Consider the following 20,813-nt stretch of genomic DNA (forward strand, 5'->3'; position numbering starts at 1 on the left):
CGGATCACAGACTGGCAGCGCCTCTTTCGGGGTCACGCACGTCGATGCCCGCCTCTGCCCATGCATCTCGCAGCGCCTGCGCCCCGCGCACCCGCACCCAGGCCGCCTCGGTCGCGGTCACCGGCGTCACCGCGAAGTACCGCACCGGTTCGGCTGGCTCGGGCAGCACCACCTCGGGAATCTCGCTCTCGCCCAACAACACCGCGGAGAACGGCGCGCCCTGCCACATCGGCTCACCCAGGTCCATCAGCGCATCGGCTTGCAGCACAACACCTTCCACGGCGGGCGCGGCGGCGAGCACCCCGAGCGTCTTGGCCAGTCCCGAACTGGCCCCAGCCGTGCCACGCAACGTGAGCACCAGCTCGGCCCGCGGCCCCTTGACCGGATCGGCAAGCAGCGCAGTGGGATCGCCCATCGGGTGGCGGGAGCCGCCCACCGTCGCGTAATGCACCAGCTCGCCGTCGGCGATGCGCAGGATCTCGATGGGCTCCAAGCCGAGGAACGTCACCGACGCCGAATCGACGCCGGTCGTTTGCACACCGAAGTGGTCCAGCACACCGGCGCGGACCGTCGACACCACCTCCATGCGTCAGATGGCCAGCCGCGCAAGCATGTCCCGCGCCTGCTCGGCGGACTTCGGGTCGCACAGCACGTCGTAGCGCCCGGCCACCAACTGCATGGTGGAGGCGAAGTCGCGCTGCCCCTTGGTCGCCGCGTACGGGATCGAGGTGGAGATCACGCCGAAGATGATGCCGCCGACCAGGCCGACCAGCAGCGGGCCGAGCGCGCCGCTGGTGGTGAACAGGCTCAGCAGCAAGCCGAGGAACAGGCCGAGCCAGGCTCCGCTCACCACGCCGCCACCGATGACCTTGCCCCAGGTCAGCCGGTAGAGGACGCGCTCGACCTGCATCAGGTCGACGCCGACGATGGTCACGTCCTGCACCGGGAACTGGCTGTCGGCCAGGTAATCGACGGCCTTCTGGGCCTCGGCGTAGGTGGGATAGGAGCCGACCGGCCAGCCGGACGGCGGCGTCGGCAGCGCTTGCCGTGCGCGATTCGAGTTCCCCAAGGGATTCGTCATGTCTCTATTCTGCTATTCCGACCGGATTCCCGGTGGTGTGAAACGCGTGGTACGCGTCATTGCCGCGGCCCGGCCCTTTTCCGCGATCACCTGAGCCATTTTCGCACTTGCCTCATCGATCATTTCGTCACCGAGCATCACCGCGCCGCGAGCGCCACCCTCGGCCGAGGTGTGAAAGGCGTACGCGTCCAGGATCAACTCGGCGCGATCGTAGTCGGACTGACGCGGGCTGAAGATCTCGTTGGCCGCCTCGATCTGGCCGGGATGCAGCACCCACTTGCCGTCGAAGCCGAGTGCCGCGGTGCGCGCGGCGGCCCGCCGGAAGCCGTCCACGTCCCGAATCTGCAGGTACGGGCCGTCGATCGCCTGCAAACCGTGCGCGCGGGCGGCGAGCAGGATCGTCATCAGGATGTGGTGATAGGCATCACCGGTGTCGTAGCCCTCCGGCTGCTCGCCGACCACCAGGGTGCGCATGTTGATGCTCGCCATGAAGTCGGCAGGCCCGAAGACCAGCGCCTGCACCCGCGGGCTCGCGGTGGCGATCTCGTCGATATTGCGGAGCCCCAGCGCATTTTCGATCTGCGGTTCGATGCCGATCCGGCCGACCTCGAGCCCGGTCGCCTTCTCCAATTGGGTGAGCAGCAGATCCAGGGCGCGCACCTGGCCCGCGTCGGTGACCTTCGGCAGCAGGATGGCATCCAGGGCCGTGCCCGCGCCCTCGACGACGGTGATCACGTCGGCGTAGGTCCACTGGGTGGTCCAGTCGTTGACGCGGACCACGCGCAACTGGGAGCCCCAGTCGGAGTCGTTCAGCGCCGCCACGATATTCGCCCGCGCCTCGGCCTTCGCGGCCGGCGCGACGGCGTCCTCCAGATCGAGAAATACCTCGTCGACGGGCAGGCCCTTGGCCTTTTCGATCATCTTCTTGTTGCTGCCCGGACAGGCGAGCACCGAACGGCGCGGCTTCAAGATCACTCCCGTCGATCGTGGCGAGGTACTTGCCCCCGCCCGCGAACCTCTAGCCTGGCAAGCATGGCAGCTACCAGGGTGTACGTCGCCAGGCTGGCCGGCCTGGTGGTGTTGGGACCGGACGGCGAGTCTATCGGCCGGGTCCGCGATGTCGTCGTGGCCATCCGGTACGACCGGCAACAGCCCAGGATCCACGGTCTCGTCGTCGAATTGCCCACCCGTCGGCGCATTTTCGTGCCGATCCTGCGGGTCACCGCGATCGAGCCGGGGGTGGTGACACTGAATACCGGGACGGTGAGCCTGCGCCGGTTCACCCAGCGCCCCGGCGAGATGCTCGCGCTCGCGCAGATCGTGGATTCCGCGGTGCGCGTGGAGGATCCGGATCTGCCCGACCTCGCCGGGGTGGATGTGGTCGTGGTCGATCTCGGCATGGAACAGACCCGTACCAGGGACTGGCGGGTCACCAGGGTGGCGGTGCGCGGGCATCGCAGGATCGGGCGCCGCCGCACCGTGCACGTGGTGGATTGGATCCACGTATCCGGGCTGACGCCGACCGAGATCGATCAGCCGGGCCAGGAGGTCACTCAGCTGCTGGAGCAGTTCGAAGGCTTGCGCCCCGCCGATGTCGCGCACCTGCTGCGCGAACTGCCGGAGAAGCGGCGCATCGAAGTCGCCATCGCACTCGACGACGAGCGGCTCGCCGATGTCGTGCAGGAGCTACCCGACGACGAGCAGGTCGATCTGCTCGGCCACTTGGAGGTGCGCCGGGCGGCCGACGTGCTCGAGGCGATGGATCCCGACGACGCCGCCGACCTGCTGGGCGAACTGCCGGTCAGCGAGGCCGAATCGCTGCTCGCGCTGATGGACCCGGAGGAATCCGAACCGGTGCGCCGGCTGCTCGAGCATTCGCCGTACAGCGCGGGCGGCCTGATGACGCCCAAGCCGGTGATCCTCACCCCGTCCACCACGGTCGCCGAGGCGCTGGCGCGGGTGCGCAACCCGGATCTGACACCCGCACTGGCGTCCATGGTGTTCGTGGTCCGGCCACCGACCGCGACACCCACCGGCCGTTATCTCGGCTCGGTGCACATCCAGCAGTTGCTGCGCGAACCACCGGCCCACCTGGTGGGCGGCATTCTCGACGCGGAGCTGGCGCCGCTGCGCCCCGATGTCCCGCTGGCCGCGGTCACCCGCTACTTCGCGACCTACAACCTGGTCTGCGGACCCGTGGTGGACGAGGAGAACCACCTGCTCGGCGCGGTGAGCGTCGACGACGTACTCGACCATCTGCTGCCCGACGACTGGCGGGATCAGGAAGAGCTGCACGAAGGGATAGTCCGTCATGACTGACAAAGGCGGCGCTCGGCAGCGGCTGGAGACGCCGGTCGAGTCCCGGTTCCGGATCGAGTGGGATGCCGAGGCGCTCGCGCGCAGCAGCGAGCGGGTCGCCCGCTTCCTCGGCACCGGCCGCTACCTGGCCATTCAGACGATCATCGTGATTATTTGGATCGCGTTGAATGTCTTCGTCATCGCCTTGCGCTGGGACCCGTATCCGTTCATTCTGTTGAATCTGGCGTTCTCCACCCAGGCCGCCTATGCCGCGCCATTGATCCTGCTCGCGCAGAACCGGCAGGACAACCGCGACCGGGTCTCCTTGGAGGAGGACCGGATGCGGGCCGCCCAGACCAAGGCGGACACCGAATTCCTGGCCCGCGAACTCGCAGCGTTGCGGATCGCGGTCGGCGAAGTGGCGACTCGCGACTATTTGCGCAGGGAATTGGAGGAGTTGAAGGAGATACTCGATCGGATCGAGGGCGCGAGCGACGACAACTCGCAGCGCAAGAAAAACTCCGGCCGAAAGCAGTCGTCCACCCCGGTTTCACCGGCTGTAGCTGATGATTGACGGGAAATACCGAACAACTACCTGACTGGTGGGTAACCTGGACAGCGTTGTCCCGAGCGGGTTCGGGAAGGGGATGTCCCGGACAGCCGCTCAAACGACGTAGAGGATTGGTGTGGCTGAATGCGTATATCTGCTCCGATAACCGTCTCGGCCCTGGTCGTAGCTGGTCTGGTAGCCACAGGCTCGACCTCCGACCCCACCACCTCCACCGGCGCACCGCAGGCACCTGAGGCTTTGCTCGCGTCGTCCGCCAATCCGACGGGCAGTACGGGCAAGGCAAGTGAAACAGGACTGTCTAAGACAGTCGGCCTGCTCCCGGTGACCCAGGAGGCGCCCCGCAAACTACGGGCAATGACCCCGTCCGACGGCTCGGCGCCGTTTGCCGGACGGGTGCCGTTGCAGGAGATCTCGCTCCCGATGATCGGTGGCGCACTGGGGATCCCAGAGGTCGTGCTCGCCGCTTACCGCAACGCCGAGCTCGCGCTCGAATCCTCCACCCCCGGCTGTGGACTGTCCTGGAGCCTGCTCGCGGGCATCGGCCGGATCGAATCCGGCCACGCGGGCGGCGGGCGCACCGACGCCGCGGGCACCACGGTCACCCCGATCTACGGCCCCGCACTCGACGGCACGCTGCCGGGCAACGAGATCATCAAGGCCGCCAGCGGCGGCTACGTGCGCGCGATGGGGCCGATGCAGTTCCTGCCCGGCACCTGGAGCCAGTACGCCGCCGACGGTAACGGCGACGGTGTCGCCGACCCGAACAACGTCTTCGACTCCGCGCTCGCCGCGGGCAAGTACCTGTGTTCGGGCGGGCTGAACCTGCGCGACCAAGCCCAGGAACTACGCGCGGTGCTGCGCTACAACAACTCCACCGCCTACGCGGCCAACGTGCTCAGCTGGGCCGCGGCCTACCGCACCGGTGGCGCGCCGACCCAGGTGACCATCTCCCCCGATCTGATTCCGCCCGGCAGCAGCACCCAGGCCCAGGGCCCGAACATGACCGCGGCGACCTACACGAACGCCGCGCCTGCCACGACCACCCCCGCGGCGCCGCAGACCAGTACGACGACGCCGACGCCGACCGAAGTGATGATCACCATCCCCGGTCTGCCGCCGATCCCGTGCGGCATCTTCTGCCCGCCGCCGCCGAAGCCGCTCAATCCCTGTGAGCCCGCCGTGATTCCGGCGCCCATGCCGCGCCCTGGCGAGCCCGCAGAGCCCGCGATCGTGCCCGGGGCACCCGGACAGACCTTCGGGGCCGGAGCGGCCGCTCCGGCGGATCCCGCGCACCCCGAGCAGCCGCCCGTGGTGCCGGTCTGCACGCCGCCCGAAGCCCAGCAGCAAGCGCAGGCGCCGCAACCGCAATCGCAACAGGCGCCCGCGCCCGAGCAGCGGACGGCGCCGACGCCGGACGCGCCGCCGACGGTAACGGTCGAGCCTGAACCCCCAACGGCTGCGGCGACCCCGACACCGCCGCCGGGTATCACGTTGCCCTTCGGCATCGTGATCCCGCTGCCGCCTGCCCCCCAGGGCTGACGCCAAACTCGAAGCAGGTCACGAAGCAGTAACAAAAGGGTCTCGAATGCGGTAGTCTCCTCTTCGTCAGATCACGAAGGGCTCACGAAGAGCCGTTGGAGGGTCACCGCACAGTGGGGCGTCACCGTAAAAAACCGGCTGTCACCGTCAAGCGCAGCTCGGTTCTCGCACTTACCGGATTGGTTCCCGCTGGACTCGTGGCAGTCACTGCCGCGTCCGATGTGGGTAACGCGAGTCAGGCCGCGGCAGCAGTAGAGCAGCATCTCCCGGGGGATGATCAGATCGCGGTCGGCGCGAAGCCGCAGACCTTGATGGAGCCGGCCGCCGAGACCGAGTTCGTCGTCAACAAGATGGCGAAGCCGAGCGGGCCGCCGGTGGTGAAATCCGTTGCGCTGGCAGATAATCGGCAGCTCGCGGCCCTGCCCGCGGGCCCGATGGGTGTCCCGGGCATCGCGATCGCGGCCTACGAGAACGCCGAGCGCATCCTCGCCGCGGACAACCCCACCTGCAACATGCCGTGGTCGATGCTCGCCGGGATCGGCCGCGTCGAATCCACGCACGCCTACGGCAAGGCCGACGCCGACGGCAACCCGCTCACCCCGGTCTACGGCCCGGTGCTGGACGGAAGCCTGGCGGGCAACAACGTCATTCGCGACTCCGACGGCGGCGAGCTGGACGGGCTGGGCAGTTACGACCGCGCCATCGGCCCGATGCAGTTCCTGCCGCAGACCTGGAAGCGCTATGCCGCCGACGGCAACGGCGACGGCATCGCCGATCCGCAGAACCTCTTCGACGCGGCACTGACCGCCGGAAAGTACCTGTGCGACGGCGGTTTGAACATGCGCGACTTCGCCCAGCAGTCCAAGGCGATCCTGCGCTACAACAACTCGATGGCCTACGTCGCGAACGTCATGGCCTGGGAAACCTCGTACAGCAGTGGTGTCGCACCACGGGCCGGGGACCTGCCCAGAATTTGACACGCCTAAAATTCCTGCCATGCCAGTAGTTACGGAATCGGATGTGCGGGGCGCGCTCGCGAAGGTCGACGATCCGGAGATCCGCAAGCCGATCACCGAACTGGGCATGGTGAAGAGCATTGCGATCAGTCCGGACAGCAATGTGCACATCGAGGTCTACCTGACCACGGCGGGCTGCCCCCTGCGCACCGAGATCATCCAGCGGGTCACCAAGGCCGTGGCCGACGTCGCCGGCGTCGGCGCGGTCACCGTCGACCTCGACGTGATGAACGACGAGCAGCGCACCAACCTGCGCAAGCAGCTGCGCGGCGACTCCGCCGACCCGGTCATCCCGTTCGCCCAGCCCGGCTCGCTCACCCGCGTGTACGCGGTGGCGTCCGGCAAGGGCGGCGTCGGAAAGTCCAGCGTCACCGTCAATCTCGCCGCCGCCATGGCCGCGCGCGGGCTCTCGGTCGGCATCCTGGACGCCGACATCTACGGCCACTCCATCCCGCGCATGCTCGGCACCGACGCCCGGCCGACCCAGGTCGAGAAGATGATCATGCCGCCGCAGGCGCACGGCGTGAAGATGATCTCCATCGCGCAGTTCACCCAGGGCAATACGCCGGTGGTGTGGCGCGGACCGATGCTGCACCGGGCGCTGCAACAGTTCCTCGCCGACGTCTTCTGGGGCGATCTGGACGTGCTGCTGCTCGACCTGCCGCCCGGCACCGGCGACATCGCCATCTCGATCGCCCAGCTGATCCCCGGCGCCGAGATCCTCGTCGTCACCACCCCGCAGATCGCCGCCGCCGAGGTGGCCGAACGCGCGGGCGCCATCGCCTTGCAGACCAGGCAGCGCATCGCCGGCGTGGTGGAGAACATGTCCTGGCTCGACCTGCCCGATGGCAGCCGGATGGAGCTCTACGGTTCCGGCGGCGGCCAGGTGGTCGCCGACCGCCTCACCCGCGCCGTCGGCGCCGACGTGCCGCTGCTCGGTCAGGTCCCGATCGAGCAGGCCGTGCGCGAGGCGGGCGACGAGGGCTCGCCGATCGTCCTGCGCAGCCCCGACTCCCCCGCCGCCAAGGCGCTGCTCGACATCGCCGACAAACTGGCTGTCCGTCGTCGCGGGCTGGCGGGCATGTCCCTCAACATCGACACCACGCGTCACGGATAGCCGCCGCTGCGCGGTTTCGGGCCGAACACCGGGGCCATGGAAGTCGCGTCGGCGGTGCGGTAGTGGATGGGACAGCCCGGTCCCGGCGAGTTGCCTACCTGCGTACGAAATCGGCTGTGCTGGAGACCTCGACGTCCAATTTCCGCGTGGACACCGAGTGCCTGGTGTCGGACCCAGCCAATAAGCTCGTCTCATGCTCACGTTGCTGCTCTACGTGCTGATCGTCGGTCTCGTCGCCGCGGTGCTGTTCCTGCTCGCCAGTGCGGTCTTCGGGCGGGCCGAGGAATTGGGGCCGCTGCCGGAGGGGACGACGGCGACGGTCTTGCCCGCCGAGGGGGTCTCCGGCGCCGATGTGCGGGCGCTGCGGTTTCAGCAGGTGGTGCGCGGTTACAAGGCGTCCGAGGTGGACTGGGCGCTGGCCCGGCTCGCCGGGCGGATCGACGAACTACAGCACCAGCTCGCCGAGGCGCAGGCCGCACGCTGGCAGACCGCGGTCACCCCCGAATCGAAATGAGCTCTCCCGACCCCCTGCGCCGCGCCGAGGACGACGGCCGCATCCGCTGCGCCTGGCCGCTGGAGACCCAGCTGTACCGCGATTACCACGACTTCGAGTGGGGCAAGCCGCTGCATGGCGACGACGCGCTCTTCGAGCGACTGTGCCTCGAGGCGTTCCAGTCGGGGCTGTCCTGGATCACCATCCTGCGCAAGCGGCCCGCCTTCCGGGCGGCGTTTGCCGGATTCTCGATCGCGCGGGTCGCCGAGTTCGGCGAGGCCGATGTGGCGCGGCTGCTCGCCGACCCGGGCATCGTCCGCAACCGCCTGAAAATCGAGGCGGCGATCGGCAACGCCCGGGTTGCCCGCGACCTCGATATCGGACTGGACACATTGCTCTGGTCCTTCGCGCCCGACCCGCGGCCGCGCCCGGAAACGGGCGCCGACGTACCCGCCAGCACACCCGAATCCGTAGCTCTGGCAAAAGAATTGAAGCGGCGGGGGTTCCGTTTCGTCGGACCGACCACGGCCTACGCACTGATGCAGGCGACGGGGATGGTAGACGATCACCTGGCCGATTGCTGGGTCGGCCGGGACGTGTCCGACACAGTCCGACCGGTCACTTTTTGAACTCAGGTATCCGTCCACATCCGCGATAGGGAAGAATGGGACAGGTGTAGCTCGCCAAATGCCGGCGAGCTCGCTGGTTGGTGACAACTGGAGTTCCAAGAAAGTGCGCAGCATATCGCGCAGATCTGGAGGGAGCAGAGGATGGCGGCCATGAAGCCCCGTACCGGGGACGGTCCCCTCGAGGCAACCAAGGAAGGGCGTGGAATCGTCATGCGGGTTCCACTCGAGGGTGGCGGGCGTTTGGTCGTCGAACTCACGCCGGACGAGGCCGCGGCGCTCGGCGACGAACTGAAGAGTGTCACCAGCTGATACCTCAGCGCTGGCAGCTGTGGCCGGCCTGCTGTCCTGCCCGGAATGCGCGCTCGCACTCGAGCCGCGTGATCGGGCATTGCGGTGTGCGCACGGGCACAGCTTCGACATCGCCAAGCAGGGCTATGTCAGCCTGCTGACCGGCGCGTCGACGAAGATGACCGGCGACACCGCGGCCATGTTGGACGCGCGTGCCGCCTTTCAAGGTGGGGGACATTTCGCACCGATCGCCGCCGCGACAGCACAGGCGATCGGGCCGGACGCGCATGCGTCCGGCACAGTGCTGGAGGTGGGCGCGGGCACCGGCTATTACCTGGCCGGTGCGCTCGACGCCGCACCCTCGTGCACCGGAATCGCGCTGGACGTGGCCAAACCGGCCGCCCGGCGCTGTGCCCGCGCCCATGCACGGGCGGCGTCGGTCCTCGCCGACGCTTGGCGTGGGCTGCCCGTCCGCGACGGCACGCTGCGCGCCGTGCTGTCGGTGTTCGCCCCGCGCAATCCGGCCGAGGTCGCCCGCGTGCTCGCTGCGGACGGCCGATTCGTCGTCGCCACCCCCACCGACCGGCACCTGCACGAATTGATCGGCCCGCTCGGCATGGTGACGATCGATCCGGACAAGGACCGCAGGCTCGACGCGGCCATGTCCGGCCATTTCGCGGCGGCAGAACGCGTGCTGGTCGAGTATGCGATGCAGCTCACGCGGGCCGACGTGGCGAACGTCGTCGGCATGGGGCCGTCAGCTCATCACGCCGTGACCGAGGATCCGCGCATCGCCACCCTCCCCGATGCCGTCGAGGTCACCGCCTCGGTCCTGGTCGCCACGTATCTGCCGGCCTAGCCGGCCGACGTCAGAGCTTGCGGACCTGGTCGTACACCTCGACGGTCTGCGCCGCGATCCGCGACCAATCGAATTCGGCGATCGCGCGCGCCCGCCCCGCCGCCCCGAACTCCGCGGCCAGCACCGGATCACCGGCCACCTCGTTGATCGCCGCGGCCAACGCCTGCTCGTACGCCTCCGGCGCACTCGGGTCGTAATGCACCAGCCGTCCGGTGCTGCCGTCGCTGACCACCTCGGGGATGCCACCCACATCCGAGGCGACCACCGCGGTCGCACACGCCATCGCCTCCAGGTTCACGATGCCCAGCGGCTCGTACACCGACGGGCATACGAACACCGTCGCGGCGGCCAGGATCTGCCGGATCTGCTCGGTGGGCAGCATCTCGCGCACCCAGAACACGTTGCCCCGGTTGCGCTGGAGCTCCTCGACCGCGGCGGCCGTCTCCGCCTCCAGCTCCTTGGTGTCGGGCGCGCCCGCGCACAGCACCAGTTGGATGTCCGGGTCGAAGTCGCGCGCGGCGGCGAGCAGATGCCCGACGCCTTTCTGCCGGGTGATCCGTCCGACGAACGCGACGATCGGCCGGTCGGTCCGCACGCCGAGCACCGTGAGCACCGGCCGCGCGCCCGCCGCCACCGGGCCCGGGTACCACACGCCCGCGTCGATGCCGTTGCGCACCACGTGCACCCGGTCCGGGTCGACGGCGGGGTAGGCGTCGAGCACGTCGTGGCGCATCCCCTCACTCACCGCGATGATCGCGTCCGCGTGCTCGACCGCGTTGCGTTCCGACCACGAGGAGAGCCGGTAGCCGCCGCCGAGCTGTTCGGCCTTCCACGGCCGCCGAGGCTCCAGCGAATGCGCGGTGAGCACGTGCGGGATGCCGTAGAGGGTGGCGGCCAGGTGCCCGGCCAGGCCGGTGTACCAGGTATGCGAATGCACGACGTCCACCTGCCCCGCGGCGTCGGCCATACGCAGCTGCGCGGACATCATCTGCACCGCCGCGTTGGCGGCGTAGAGCTGCGGATCGGGTTGGTGCACCACGGCATCGCTGCGCGCGACACCCATGCAATGCACGGTGACCTCGCACAACCTGCGCAGCTGAGCGGTCAGCTGCGTGACGTGCACCCCCGCACCGCCGTAGACCTCGGGTGGGTACTCACGGGTCAGCATCGCGACCCGAAGCCGGTCGTGCGCGCCGGAATCCGCCGTCGAGCGACCGGTGTCCGTGCCGAAACTCACCCGCTTCAAAGTAGACGTTCAGCACCGCTGGGGCCACTCGCGCGCCGGTTACCCGGTAGTTTGGCAGGTGTGAGGAGCCAGCCGCACGTACTCGGGATCGTGCTCGCCGGTGGCGAGGGCAAGCGACTCTTTCCACTCACGGCGGACCGTGCCAAACCAGCGGTGCCGTTCGGCGGTGCCTATCGATTGATCGATTTCGTCCTCAGCAACCTGGTCAACGCGGGTTTTCTGCGGCTGTGCGTGCTCACCCAGTACAAGTCGCACTCGCTGGACCGGCACATCTCGCAGACCTGGCGCCTGTCCGGTTTCGGGGGTGAATACATCACCCCGGTGCCCGCGCAGCAGCGGCTCGGGCCGCGCTGGTACACCGGCAGCGCCGACGCGATCATGCAGTCGCTGAACCTGATCTACGACGAAGATCCCGACTACATCGTGGTTTTCGGCGCCGACCACGTGTACCGGATGGATCCGGAACAGATGGTCAACCATCACATCGAGTCCGGCGCGGGCGTCACGGTGGCCGGTATCCGGGTGCCGCGCAGCGAGGCCAGCGCGTTCGGCTGCATCGACTCCGACGAGTCCGGCCTGATCACCCAGTTCCTGGAGAAGCCGGCGCATCCGCCGGGCACGCCCGATGATCCCAATGTCACTTTTGCGTCAATGGGCAATTATGTGTTCACCACCAAGGTGCTGGTGGATTCGATCAAGGCCGACGCGGACAACTCCGACTCCGATCACGACATGGGCGGCGACATCATCCCGTCGCTGGTCGCCTCGGGGCAGGCCGGCGTCTACGACTTCGCCGACAACGACGTGCCCGGCGCGACCGAACGCGACCGCGGCTACTGGCGCGACGTCGGCACCATCGACGCCTTCTACGACGCGCACATGGACCTGGTCTCGGTGCACCCGGTGTTCAACCTCTACAACCGGCACTGGCCGATCCGCGGCGCCGCCGAGAACCTGCCGCCCGCCAAGTTCGCCCAGGGCGGCCTGGCGCAGGAGTCCATCGTCGGCGCGGGCAGCATCCTGTCGGCCGCCACGGTGCGCAATTCGGTGCTCAGTTCCAATGTGGTGATCGACGACGGGGCGACCGTCGAGGGCAGCGTGCTGATGCCGGGTGTGCGCATCGGCCGTGGCGCGGTGGTGCGCCGGGCCATCCTGGACAAGAACGTGGTGGTCGGCGAGGGCGAGATCATCGGCGTCGATCTGGAGCGCGACCGCGAGCGCTTCGCCATCAGCAACGGTGGCGTCGTCACCGTCGGCAAGGGTGTCTGGGTGTAGCGAAACATTGGACAGCAAGGGCTTTCGGCCCGGAAGATAGAGTCATGTTCAGGCGCGCGCCGTCCGACCCCGCGCTGGAACAGGTCCGCACGCTGACCGCGTCGCTCGACGTGCCGCGACCGTGGCACCTGGAAACCTTCGTCGATCATGTCGCGGCGTTGCTCGGTAAGCCGATCACGCTGTTCGGGCAACCGGATCTGACGGCCAAGGGATTTCCGTGCGGGGTGGTCATCGAACGACCGGACAGTTTCGTCGTCGCCTACGACGCGGCGAGCTCCGGCTACCACGCCGATCACATTGTGCTGCACGAGATCGCGCACCTGCTGCTGGATCACGCGGGCTACGTGTCCCCCTCGTCGCGCCTGCGCACGCTGCAGCAGTTGTTCACCGAAGTGGACACCGACGTTGTGCTCCGGGTGCTGGCGCGGACCGACTACGATGACGTTCTCGAAAACCAGGCGGAACTGTTCGCCTCCCTGGTGATGTCCGAAACCGATGCTCCCCGTTCGGGTTCCGTGCTGGGCCGGGCGATCTTCCGACGCTAGGGTTACGCGCTGATGCTGCCGATCGCCGTGACACTGCCGATCACGGTGGCCTCGTGGTTGTTGCTGACGGTCCGCCTGCTTCGTTTCCGCACCACCCTGGTGGAACGCCGATTCAACATGTTGCTCGTGACGGTGACCGGGATTCTCACGACGCACGAGCCGACGCTGCGCGCCGAGCTCAGCGCAGTCACCGGCGGCCGGCTGAGCATCGGGTTGATCTACCAGTTCGGCGCTATCGGGTTCATGTTCAGCACCGCGGCGAGTCTGCTGGTCGCGGCCGCGATGCTGGGTCGGGTGCAGTCGGCCGCTCTCGTCTACGGGCTGGCCGGCGCGTCCTGTGCGGCGGGCATGCTCTGCTGCGGGCCCGCACAGGGACCGAGCCCGTTCACGATGTACGAAGAGCCGGGCTGGGGCCAGTTCGGCTTCTGGCTGGCGTTGGCGCCGCTGTCCTACTGGATGGTCTTCTACTTCGGCCGGGTGTGCATCACCGAGATGCGCACCCAGCACGCCCGCCGCGAACGCGCCCTGCACGCCACGGTCCTCGGTGCGGGCTGCACCGTCTTCCTGATGTTCAGCCTGACCTTCGTCAGCACCGCCCTGCGCGCGCTGGGGCACGAGAACTGGCTGACACGCGCGCAACTCGTCATCGACAACAACGCGGTGTTTTTCCAAGCGTTGCCGTTCCTGGTGATCGGCGCGGTACCGGTGGCGGCCTGGCTCATCGACGCGATCGGGCTCGATGCCTGGTCGCGGCGCCGGAAACGGCTGCTGCCGTTGTGGTTCGATCTGACGAAGGCCTGCCCCGAGATCGTGCATCGCACCTCGACGCCGATAGCCGCGCACCGCAGCAGATATTTCCTGCACCGCACCGTCATCGAGATCCGCGACAGTGTGCTCATCCTGGCCCGGTACGCCACGCCCACGCCGCCGGAGCTCCGGGCCGCCATCACTTCGTCCGGCCGCACCGCCCCGGAACACGAAGCATTGGACCTCGCGGTGCGACTCGTGCGCGCCTGCGCCGCCAAGGCCCGCGGCGATGTGCCGACGGGAGCGGGCTCGATGCACCACTGCGCCGGTGACAATCTGGTGGAGGAGGCCGCGCAACTCGCCGCCATCGCCGCGCAGTGGTCCCATGCGCACGCGCTGGTGGCCGACCCCGCGATCAGCGCGGCGGCACGGGCGTAGCCGGGCAGAACGGCGCGCAGGGGCCCGGTGTGCGCGGCACCGTCGAGGTCGCCGGCTGCCCGAAGTCGGCGGTGCTGACCAGGTAGACCACCAGCACCGCGCCGACCAGGACCAGGGCAAACGCGATCATCGCCCCGCCCCAGTGGATCGATGGACGCCCGTCGTCATTGTTGTTGTTCAAGATGTAGTAGATCACTCGGGTCGCACCTCTTCCGCAGGCGTCGAGCGGGGCACTACCTCTTCGGTCCGGACGTGCTCTCCAGCAGCATGCTCCTCGAATCGCCGTGTTGTTGCTGTATTCGGCGACTCGGCCGAGGACAGCGCCGGCGACCGGCCCACCCCTCCGGGGTCGGTCACCGGCGATCCGGTTGACCTCCGTGCGCGCTCGGTACCGGCACTCGGCGTTGCGAACGCGACCTCCCGAAGGGCAACCGGCCATCGTACATCCGTTGCGACGCTTTGCATTCCATGATCTGTCACCGATCGGTCCGCGCAATGCCCAGTGCGGCAAGTGAATTCGCCTGCACTGCGCACAGCACGAAAACACGCATCACCTACCGGTGAGCGTGCGCGCGGTGGACTACCTATCGGGGTGCGGGCGGCGCCGTGCAGAACGGTTCGCAGGGGCCCGGGGTCGGGGTGAATTTCGCGGGGCCGGTATCGAAATCGGTGTTACTCACCACCAGCAGCACCACGATCGCGGCGACAATGACCAATCCGAGGAAGAAGAGCGTGGGCCGCAACCAACTCGATCGATGTTCTACGACGACATGGCCGACGTGACCGATTTCGAACAGTTCGTATCCACGCATTTGCTATACCTCCGCCACCATTGGCTGCCCATCGGGTACCCGGAGCGAGGCGGAGGAATCCCATGTCACACACGGATATCCACTATGGGCACCGAATGGTGGCGCGACTAACCGCGCGAGGCGCAGAGCAAACCGTCGCCGACCGGGATCAGCACGCTGGTGAGTTCCGGATCCTCGGCGATCGCACGGGTGGCCGCGCGCACCGCCTGGGTCGCCGGATCACGCTGCGCCGCATCGGGTACCCGGCCGCCCAGTAACGCGTTGTGCAGCAGAATCGCGCCGCCCGCGCGCAGCAGCCGCACCGCCTGGGTGACGTATTGCGGGTGCTCGAGCGGCGCGGCGTCGATGAACACCAGGTCGTAGGCGCCGTCGGCGAGGCGGGGCAGCACATCGAGTGCGCGGCCGTTGATCAGCCGGGTGCGCGCGGGCGGAATATCGGCCGCGCGGAAAGCCTCCTTGGCGGCGCGCTGATGCTCCGGCTCGGAATCAATGGTGGTCAGCGTGCCGTCCTCGCGCATGCCGTCGAGCAGCCACAGCCCGCTGATCCCCGCGCCGGTGCCCACTTCGACCACCGCTTTGGCGTCGAGCAGCTGCGCGTACATGCTCAGCAATGCCCCCACCGACGGCGGTACCGGCACCGCACCGAGCTCGGTGGCCCGTTCGCGCGCGCTGACGAGGATCTCGTCTTCCACGACGGATTCCTCCACGTAGGCGAGATTTCGCTCCAAATTCGATGCCACGGGTATGAGGTTAATGCTGGGCAGCTGGTATCCGCGCGTTCCGAACTCCTGCCCCGCCGGGCAATCTCGCCGCCAGTTTTCTCAGGTGTCCCTCAGCATCTCCATATCCAGGCCATATCAGGACAGGAAAGAGTAGGGGCAACGCAAGACCAGTCGACCTTCGACACGGGACGCGGGAACAACGGCATACAGGTTGTCGGTTGTATCCGAACGTAACGGTTCCACCTCCGAAAGAGATTTCGGAACCGAGCCGAGTTCCGAGTTTACGGTCCCTAGTAGGAGGTAGCCCCATCCACATGGTCGATGCGGCGCGTGAGCACGCCACCCTTCCCGAGCAGATCCTCCCGATCGAGTCCGACGCCGACGAGGCCGTCGATCTCACCGGTACCGCTGCTTTCGATGCCACCGGTGACCGGGCGGCCATGCCGTCCTGGGACGACCTGGTCCGTGAACATGCCGACCGGGTCTACCGCCTGGCCTACCGTCTCTCCGGCGACGCACAGGATGCCGAGGATCTCACTCAGGAGACCTTCATCCGCGTGTTCCGCTCGCTGTCCAACTACCAGCCCGGCACCTTCGAAGGCTGGTTGCACCGCATCACCACGAACCTGTTCCTGGACATGGTCCGGCGCCGCAACCGCATCCGGATGGAGGCGCTGCCCGAGGACTACGACCGGGTTCCGTCCGAGGGTCCCGACCCGGAGCAGGCCTATCACGATGCCCGCCTCGACCCGGATCTGCAGCGGGCGCTGGATTCGCTGGCCCCGGAATTCCGGGCCGCGGTCGTGCTGTGTGACATCGAAGGACTCTCCTACGAGGAGATCGGCGCTACGCTCGGCGTGAAGCTCGGCACCGTGCGCAGCCGGATTCATCGCGGGCGACAGGCACTGCGCGACTACCTTGCGCATAATGGAAGTGAGCAGCGGTTCGCTGCTGAAGCAAGCCTCGGGTGAGCTGGACGAAAGCCGGCATCACCCTACGGATCGGATGATGTCGGTTGGAAGGGTGAGCACCGAATGAGTGGCGACTCCAGCACGCCCGGTCGTCGTCCGCCTCGATTCCGTCCCACCGAGCATCTGGCCAGCGAAGCGGTCGCGGCCTATGTGGACGGCGAGTTGCGGATGAACGCCTATCTGCGTGCCGCCCAACATCTTTCTCAATGCCCGGAGTGCGCGGCCGAGGTCGACGCACAGCAGCAGGCGCGCATCGCGCTGCGCCAGTCCGGCCCGATCGCGATTCCGCACGGCCTGCACGACAGCCTGACCCGAATTCCGCTCGCCGATCTGCCCGGCGGCGCGTCCAGCCAGACCGCGAGTACCAACGGGACTCCGCGCAACGAGGCGGTTTTCGGCTTTCTGACCGATTCGTTCGCCGCGACTCGGTGGACTACGTGGTGGCGCAAGTAGAGTTTCCCGAGTGACTGAGCGTAGCGAGGGAACCATAGGCGCCAACAGGGGGAACCTGCGGCCGCCGGACGCGCCCGTCCTCGGGCCGCGCCCGGTCTATCGACCCCATGTCGACAAGCACACCGCCCGCGCCTTCCGCAGGCCGGCGGGCCTTTCCGGCTCGTTCGCCGAGCCGCTGCCCCGCGGTGCCGGGCCGCTGGCGGGCCAGGACGCCCAGAACCGCCCGCCGGACGCCGTGCTCGCCGAGGCGTTCGGTCGCCCCGAGGGTTCTGCCGAACTCTTGCAGCGCGATCCCGACGCCGCCGACACCAGTACACCGGTGGCCGGTCCGGTCGATCCGTGGCGTGACCCGACTTCCGCAGCCCGCCTCGGCGCCCCCGCGGTGCCGACCCCCAAGGCCGAACCGCTGCCGCAAGCCCACCGCCTCAGTGCCCGCGAGGTCCTCTTCGGCTCCCGCGTCGCCCCCAAGGCGCTCGCATTGCTCGCGCTCGTCGCCCTCGCCGTCGGCGTGCTCGGCGGTCTGGTCGGCAGGCTGACAGCCGAACAGGCCTCCAGCCTCACCTCGCGCCCGGTGACGCTGAAGCAGACCGACGACGACGGCGAGCAGCCGCACAGCCAGATCGCCAACGTCGCCAACGCGGTGCTGCCGTCGGTGGTGTCCATCCGGGTCACCGTCGGCGACAACGGCGCGACCGGCTCCGGCGTGGTGCTCGACGGCCAGGGCTACCTCGCGACGAACAATCACGTGGTCTCGATGGCCGCCCAGGACAAGTCGAATCGGGCCACCATCCAGGTCCAGTTCTCCGACGGCACCAAGGTGCCCGCGAACATCGTCGGGCGCGACCCGAAGACCGACCTCGCCGTGCTCAAGGTCGACGTCAAGAACCTCACCGTCGCCAAGCTCGGCAAATCCGACGACGTCCAGGTCGGCGACGAGGTGCTGGCCATCGGTTCGCCGCTCGGGCTGAGCAAGACGGTCACCTCCGGCATCGTCAGCGCATTGCACCGCCCGGTGAACCTGGAGGGCGAAGGCAGCGACACCAAGGCGGTGATCGACGCGGTGCAGACCGACGCCTCGATCAACCCCGGCAACTCCGGTGGCGCGCTGGTCGACATGGAGGGCAGGCTGATCGGCATCAATACTGCGATCCGCAGCGAATCCGGCGGCTCGGTCGGCCTCGGCTTCGCCATCCCGGTCGACCGGGTGACCAGCGTGGCGCAGACGCTGATCCGCGACGGCGCCATCCATCACGCGCAGCTCGGCGTCAGCGCGCAGACGAAGAACGTGGCCAACGAGGTCATCTCCGGAGCCAGGGTCGCCGATGTCTCGCCGGGCAGCCCCGCCGCCAAAGCCGGCATCGTCGAGGGCGACGTCATCGTGAAAGTCGGTGATCGCGAGGTGACCTCGCGCGACGAGCTCGTCGTCGCGGTGCAGATGCACAAGATCGGCGACACGGTGAACGTGCAGTTGATCCGAGATGGCAGGCGGGTGGACGTGACGGCCACCCTGGAATCCGACTGAGCCGCTGGTCGAATGGCCGGGTAGCCTGGTTGGGTGTTCAGCAGCATCGGCTGGAGCGAGATGATGATCTTGCTCGTCGCCGCCCTCGTGATCCTCGGACCGGAGCGACTGCCCGGCGCGGTTCGCTGGACCACGCGCAGCCTGCGTCAGGTGCGCGACTACGCCAGCGGCGCGACCTCGCAGCTCAAGGACGAGCTCGGCCCGGAGTTCGAGGACTTGCGCAAGCCGCTGGCCGACCTGAACGAGCTGCGCGGCATGAGCCCGCGCTCGATGGTGACCAAACATCTTCTCAATGGCGACGATTCGATCTTCCGCAATATGGAGGACGCACTGCCGGACAAGAAGGACATTTACGGCACGAACAGCGGCATGCCGGACTATCCGATGCCCAAGCTGGAAAAGCCGTTGGAGCGCAACGAACGTCCCCCGATCGACACCGACGCCACCTGAGTTCACCCGCCTAGCGGACCGCCTCGGTCGAGGCTGCCGGACTGCCATTCTCCGACAAATGCCGGCCCGAACGCGTCACGAGAAGGCCGCAGTGTCAACCGAACTAGACACTTTGGCCTGTCCAGCTGTCTAGACTTCCCACATGTCGGCCGATGACGTGGCGCGCGTTTTCGCGATCGAGGACAAGGTCGAGCGATTGAAGGCGGCCACCGATGGTGTGGCTGCGGCCCAGCAGACCATCAACGAGCTCACCAGGATCCGCCGTGCGGTGATCAGGGAGCTCCACGCCGAAGGCTGGACATTCGCCAGAATCGGTGCGGCAGCCGGGCTTTCCCGCGCTCGAATCCATCAGGTGAGTACCCAGGGTCCCGCACCGGAGGGTTTGTTCTTCGGGCACGGGACGCTCACGGTGCTGGTGCCGGAGGTACGGGCGGGCCGAGTGATCGGCGCACCGGATCCCGCGGCGCCGCATCGGCTCGTCGAGCTACTACGCGAGCTGGGCTTCACCGCATCGATCGAACACTTCCTACCCGGCAGACCGGTCGACCTGAACCGGGACGGTCTGATCGTGCTCGGCGGGCCGGAGCTCTCGCCCAGCGTGCGGCAGCTGATCGCGGCCGATCCGCGGCTGCGGCGCGCGGTGGCCAGGGCGGGCGACGCCAGGCGCGGCATCGAGGACCGGGCCGCGCGGCGGGTGTATCGGCCCGGCGGACCCGACCCCCATGACATCGCCTACCTGGCACGACTGCCACGTCCGGACGGGCGCGGCAGCGTGCTGATAATCGACGGCATGCACCCGCCGGGTTCGCTCGGTGCCATTCGTTTGCTCGCCACCCGGCTGGCCACCCTGCACGAACGAGCGAGCACCCACTTGTTCTCGGTGCTGGTCGCCTGCCGGTTCGACCGGGCGACCGGCGAGCCGCTGGAAGCCGAGCTACTCACGCCGGTCTACCGGCACGCCCCCGAAACCCGTTTGCCCGCACCGGGTATCCGTCGCTGATTTCCGCTGACAATCGAGCCGGCACCGGGCGTGGCCGATGACAACCGTGACCGAATTGTGTCTCAGGTCACTCGGGTCTTCCCTTAGGCGAATCGCGGTGCGATGCTTGAATAGCTAGAAGATAACTATGCGTGATAGGTGAGCTCTGATGAGTGTTGAACGTTCGATGGCGGCCAGCTCCGCGCCCACGGTCCGGACGGCGCGACGGCAGCCGGTCGAGCAGGCACCGACCGCCACCGTCGACGCGGCCGAGCCGATCCTCACGACCCATCGGGTCACCTACAGCGACCGGCTGAAATTGTTCATCGGCACCGGTGAGAGCATCGACAACTTCCTGCGCCCGCTGCGCAGGCTGGACGGCCACCACCGTTTCTCGGTCCAGCTGACCCGCCTGCCCGCGCCGATGCGCCCCGCCGACATCACCCCCGCGATCAGCTCCGCACCCGGCCAGAACTATCTGCGCTGCACCGGCTCGGCCGACGCGCTGATCCTGGAGTTGCACACCCGCGTCGACGGCGCGGCGCGCCGGTGTGTCGTCGGCCGTGCGGGCAGCCGCGACGGTGAGCCCGGCATCTGCGTGCAGGTTCCGGAGAGCATGCCTGCGCCGTGGATCTACCCGGACGAGGTGTTCACCGCCGAGGACGCGGCCGAGATCTTCGCGGGCTACTTCCACACCGGCACGGTCCCACCCGGCCTCGCACTGCGCGAAACGGCCGAATGATGCGTGTCCCGAGGAGGCAG

Annotated in this window: 25 protein-coding genes; 18 read left to right on the top strand and 7 right to left on the bottom strand. The window is 68.1% G+C overall.

All coding sequences use genetic code 11. The features are described from left to right. Window positions 1–4: 4 nt before the first annotated feature. The 3 genes from DBO33_RS36440 to DBO33_RS36450 are packed head-to-tail and all read right to left on the bottom strand — an operon-like array spanning window position 5 to window position 2,056. On the bottom strand, window positions 5–586 hold the full coding sequence (locus DBO33_RS36440; protein ID WP_107659090.1) for a suppressor of fused domain protein: 582 nt from the start codon (window positions 584–586) through the stop codon (window positions 5–7). 3 nt (window positions 587–589) lie between these two features. Further along, a complete protein-coding gene (locus DBO33_RS36445; protein ID WP_107659091.1) occupies window positions 590–1,081 on the bottom strand; it encodes a general stress protein in 492 nt (163 codons plus the stop codon). A 12-nt stretch (window positions 1,082–1,093) separates the two neighbouring features. Then, window positions 1,094–2,056 carry an HpcH/HpaI aldolase/citrate lyase family protein gene (locus DBO33_RS36450; protein ID WP_267897909.1) on the bottom strand — a complete coding sequence of 321 codons (963 nt, stop codon included), beginning with the start codon at window positions 2,054–2,056 and terminating at the stop codon, window positions 1,094–1,096. 57 nt (window positions 2,057–2,113) lie between these two features. Between DBO33_RS36450 and DBO33_RS36455 the strand changes: the two genes are divergently transcribed. From DBO33_RS36455 to DBO33_RS36495, 9 genes are all read left to right on the top strand, one after another. Continuing rightward, complete coding sequence (locus tag DBO33_RS36455; RefSeq protein WP_107659092.1) at window positions 2,114–3,400, top strand: magnesium transporter MgtE N-terminal domain-containing protein; 1,287 nt, start codon at window positions 2,114–2,116, stop codon at window positions 3,398–3,400. Beyond that, the gene (locus DBO33_RS36460; protein WP_107659093.1) at window positions 3,393–3,953 is read left to right on the top strand and encodes a DUF1003 domain-containing protein; all 561 of its coding nucleotides are present in this window, start codon (window positions 3,393–3,395) and stop codon (window positions 3,951–3,953) included. Before DBO33_RS36455 ends, DBO33_RS36460 begins: the two co-directional genes overlap by 8 nt. A 351-nt stretch (window positions 3,954–4,304) precedes the next feature. Further along, a complete protein-coding gene (locus tag DBO33_RS36465; RefSeq protein ID WP_325050781.1) occupies window positions 4,305–5,489 on the top strand; it encodes a lytic transglycosylase domain-containing protein in 1,185 nt (394 codons plus the stop codon). 113 nt (window positions 5,490–5,602) lie between these two features. Then, window positions 5,603–6,466, top strand: coding sequence for a lytic transglycosylase domain-containing protein (locus tag DBO33_RS36470; RefSeq protein WP_107659095.1), 864 nt, complete (start codon window positions 5,603–5,605; stop codon window positions 6,464–6,466). Window positions 6,467–6,485: 19 nt separating this feature from the next. After that, on the top strand, window positions 6,486–7,622 hold the full coding sequence (locus DBO33_RS36475; protein WP_107659096.1) for an Mrp/NBP35 family ATP-binding protein: 1,137 nt from the start codon (window positions 6,486–6,488) through the stop codon (window positions 7,620–7,622). 193 nt (window positions 7,623–7,815) lie between these two features. Next, window positions 7,816–8,136, top strand: coding sequence for a DivIVA domain-containing protein (locus tag DBO33_RS36480; RefSeq protein WP_107659097.1), 321 nt, complete (start codon window positions 7,816–7,818; stop codon window positions 8,134–8,136). Further along, window positions 8,133–8,744, top strand: a complete 612-nt coding sequence (locus tag DBO33_RS36485) for a DNA-3-methyladenine glycosylase I (RefSeq protein ID WP_107659098.1) — start codon at window positions 8,133–8,135, stop codon at window positions 8,742–8,744. The genes DBO33_RS36480 and DBO33_RS36485 overlap by 4 nt, the downstream gene beginning before the upstream one ends. 141 nt (window positions 8,745–8,885) lie before the next feature. Next, window positions 8,886–9,053, top strand: a complete 168-nt coding sequence (locus DBO33_RS36490; protein WP_011211259.1) for a DUF3117 domain-containing protein — start codon at window positions 8,886–8,888, stop codon at window positions 9,051–9,053. After that, a complete protein-coding gene (locus DBO33_RS36495) occupies window positions 9,040–9,891 on the top strand; it encodes a putative RNA methyltransferase (protein WP_234391242.1) in 852 nt (283 codons plus the stop codon). Before DBO33_RS36490 ends, DBO33_RS36495 begins: the two co-directional genes overlap by 14 nt. Window positions 9,892–9,901: 10 nt before the next feature. Here the strand turns inward: DBO33_RS36495 and glgA are convergent, their stop codons facing one another. Next, the gene (gene glgA, locus DBO33_RS36500) at window positions 9,902–11,059 is read right to left on the bottom strand and encodes a glycogen synthase (protein ID WP_107660901.1); all 1,158 of its coding nucleotides are present in this window, start codon (window positions 11,057–11,059) and stop codon (window positions 9,902–9,904) included. Window positions 11,060–11,197: 138 nt separating this feature from the next. Here glgA and glgC point away from each other — a divergent pair, with 138 nt between their 5' ends. From glgC to DBO33_RS36515, 3 genes are read left to right on the top strand one after another with little or no spacing between them, the layout of a single operon-like run. Beyond that, entirely contained in the window at window positions 11,198–12,412 is a 1,215-nt protein-coding gene (gene glgC, locus DBO33_RS36505; protein ID WP_107659100.1) for a glucose-1-phosphate adenylyltransferase, read from the top strand. Window positions 12,413–12,456: 44 nt separating this feature from the next. Further along, window positions 12,457–12,957, top strand: coding sequence for a hypothetical protein (locus DBO33_RS36510; RefSeq protein ID WP_107659101.1), 501 nt, complete (start codon window positions 12,457–12,459; stop codon window positions 12,955–12,957). Window positions 12,958–12,969: 12 nt separating this feature from the next. After that, entirely contained in the window at window positions 12,970–14,142 is a 1,173-nt protein-coding gene (locus tag DBO33_RS36515) for a DUF6545 domain-containing protein (protein ID WP_107659102.1), read from the top strand. Here the strand turns inward: DBO33_RS36515 and DBO33_RS36520 are convergent. From DBO33_RS36520 to DBO33_RS36530, 3 genes are all read right to left on the bottom strand, one after another. Continuing rightward, window positions 14,120–14,338 carry a hypothetical protein gene (locus DBO33_RS36520; RefSeq protein WP_107659103.1) on the bottom strand — a complete coding sequence of 73 codons (219 nt, stop codon included), beginning with the start codon at window positions 14,336–14,338 and terminating at the stop codon, window positions 14,120–14,122. The genes DBO33_RS36515 and DBO33_RS36520 overlap by 23 nt on opposite strands. Before the next feature lie 388 nt (window positions 14,339–14,726). After that, window positions 14,727–14,954, bottom strand: a complete 228-nt coding sequence (locus DBO33_RS36525; RefSeq protein ID WP_107659104.1) for a hypothetical protein — start codon at window positions 14,952–14,954, stop codon at window positions 14,727–14,729. Window positions 14,955–15,061: 107 nt separating this feature from the next. After that, the gene (locus tag DBO33_RS36530) at window positions 15,062–15,694 is read right to left on the bottom strand and encodes an O-methyltransferase (protein WP_370465379.1); all 633 of its coding nucleotides are present in this window, start codon (window positions 15,692–15,694) and stop codon (window positions 15,062–15,064) included. A 296-nt stretch (window positions 15,695–15,990) separates the two neighbouring features. On the opposite strand from DBO33_RS36530, the gene sigE reads away from it, so the two are divergent. From sigE to DBO33_RS36560, 6 genes are all read left to right on the top strand, one after another. Then, a complete protein-coding gene (sigE, locus tag DBO33_RS36535; protein WP_107659106.1) occupies window positions 15,991–16,647 on the top strand; it encodes an RNA polymerase sigma factor SigE in 657 nt (218 codons plus the stop codon). A 63-nt stretch (window positions 16,648–16,710) separates the two neighbouring features. After that, window positions 16,711–17,100: a zf-HC2 domain-containing protein gene (locus DBO33_RS36540; protein ID WP_107659107.1), complete on the top strand. Its 390-nt coding sequence runs from the start codon at window positions 16,711–16,713 to the stop codon at window positions 17,098–17,100. 10 nt (window positions 17,101–17,110) lie between these two features. Next, the gene (locus DBO33_RS36545) at window positions 17,111–18,622 is read left to right on the top strand and encodes a S1C family serine protease (protein WP_107659108.1); all 1,512 of its coding nucleotides are present in this window, start codon (window positions 17,111–17,113) and stop codon (window positions 18,620–18,622) included. Between the two features lie 33 nt (window positions 18,623–18,655). Beyond that, entirely contained in the window at window positions 18,656–19,072 is a 417-nt protein-coding gene (tatB, locus tag DBO33_RS36550) for a Sec-independent protein translocase protein TatB (protein WP_107659109.1), read from the top strand. 142 nt (window positions 19,073–19,214) lie between these two features. Beyond that, window positions 19,215–20,072, top strand: a complete 858-nt coding sequence (locus tag DBO33_RS36555) for a hypothetical protein (RefSeq protein ID WP_107659110.1) — start codon at window positions 19,215–19,217, stop codon at window positions 20,070–20,072. Between the two features lie 148 nt (window positions 20,073–20,220). Beyond that, window positions 20,221–20,793: a hypothetical protein gene (locus DBO33_RS36560; RefSeq protein WP_159080700.1), complete on the top strand. Its 573-nt coding sequence runs from the start codon at window positions 20,221–20,223 to the stop codon at window positions 20,791–20,793. The last annotated feature ends 20 nt before the right edge of the window (window positions 20,794–20,813 follow it).

Origin of the sequence: Nocardia suismassiliense, assembly GCF_900269665.1 — a bacterium.
In the GTDB taxonomy this organism is placed as follows: Bacteria; Actinomycetota; Actinomycetes; order Mycobacteriales; family Mycobacteriaceae; genus Nocardia; species Nocardia suismassiliense.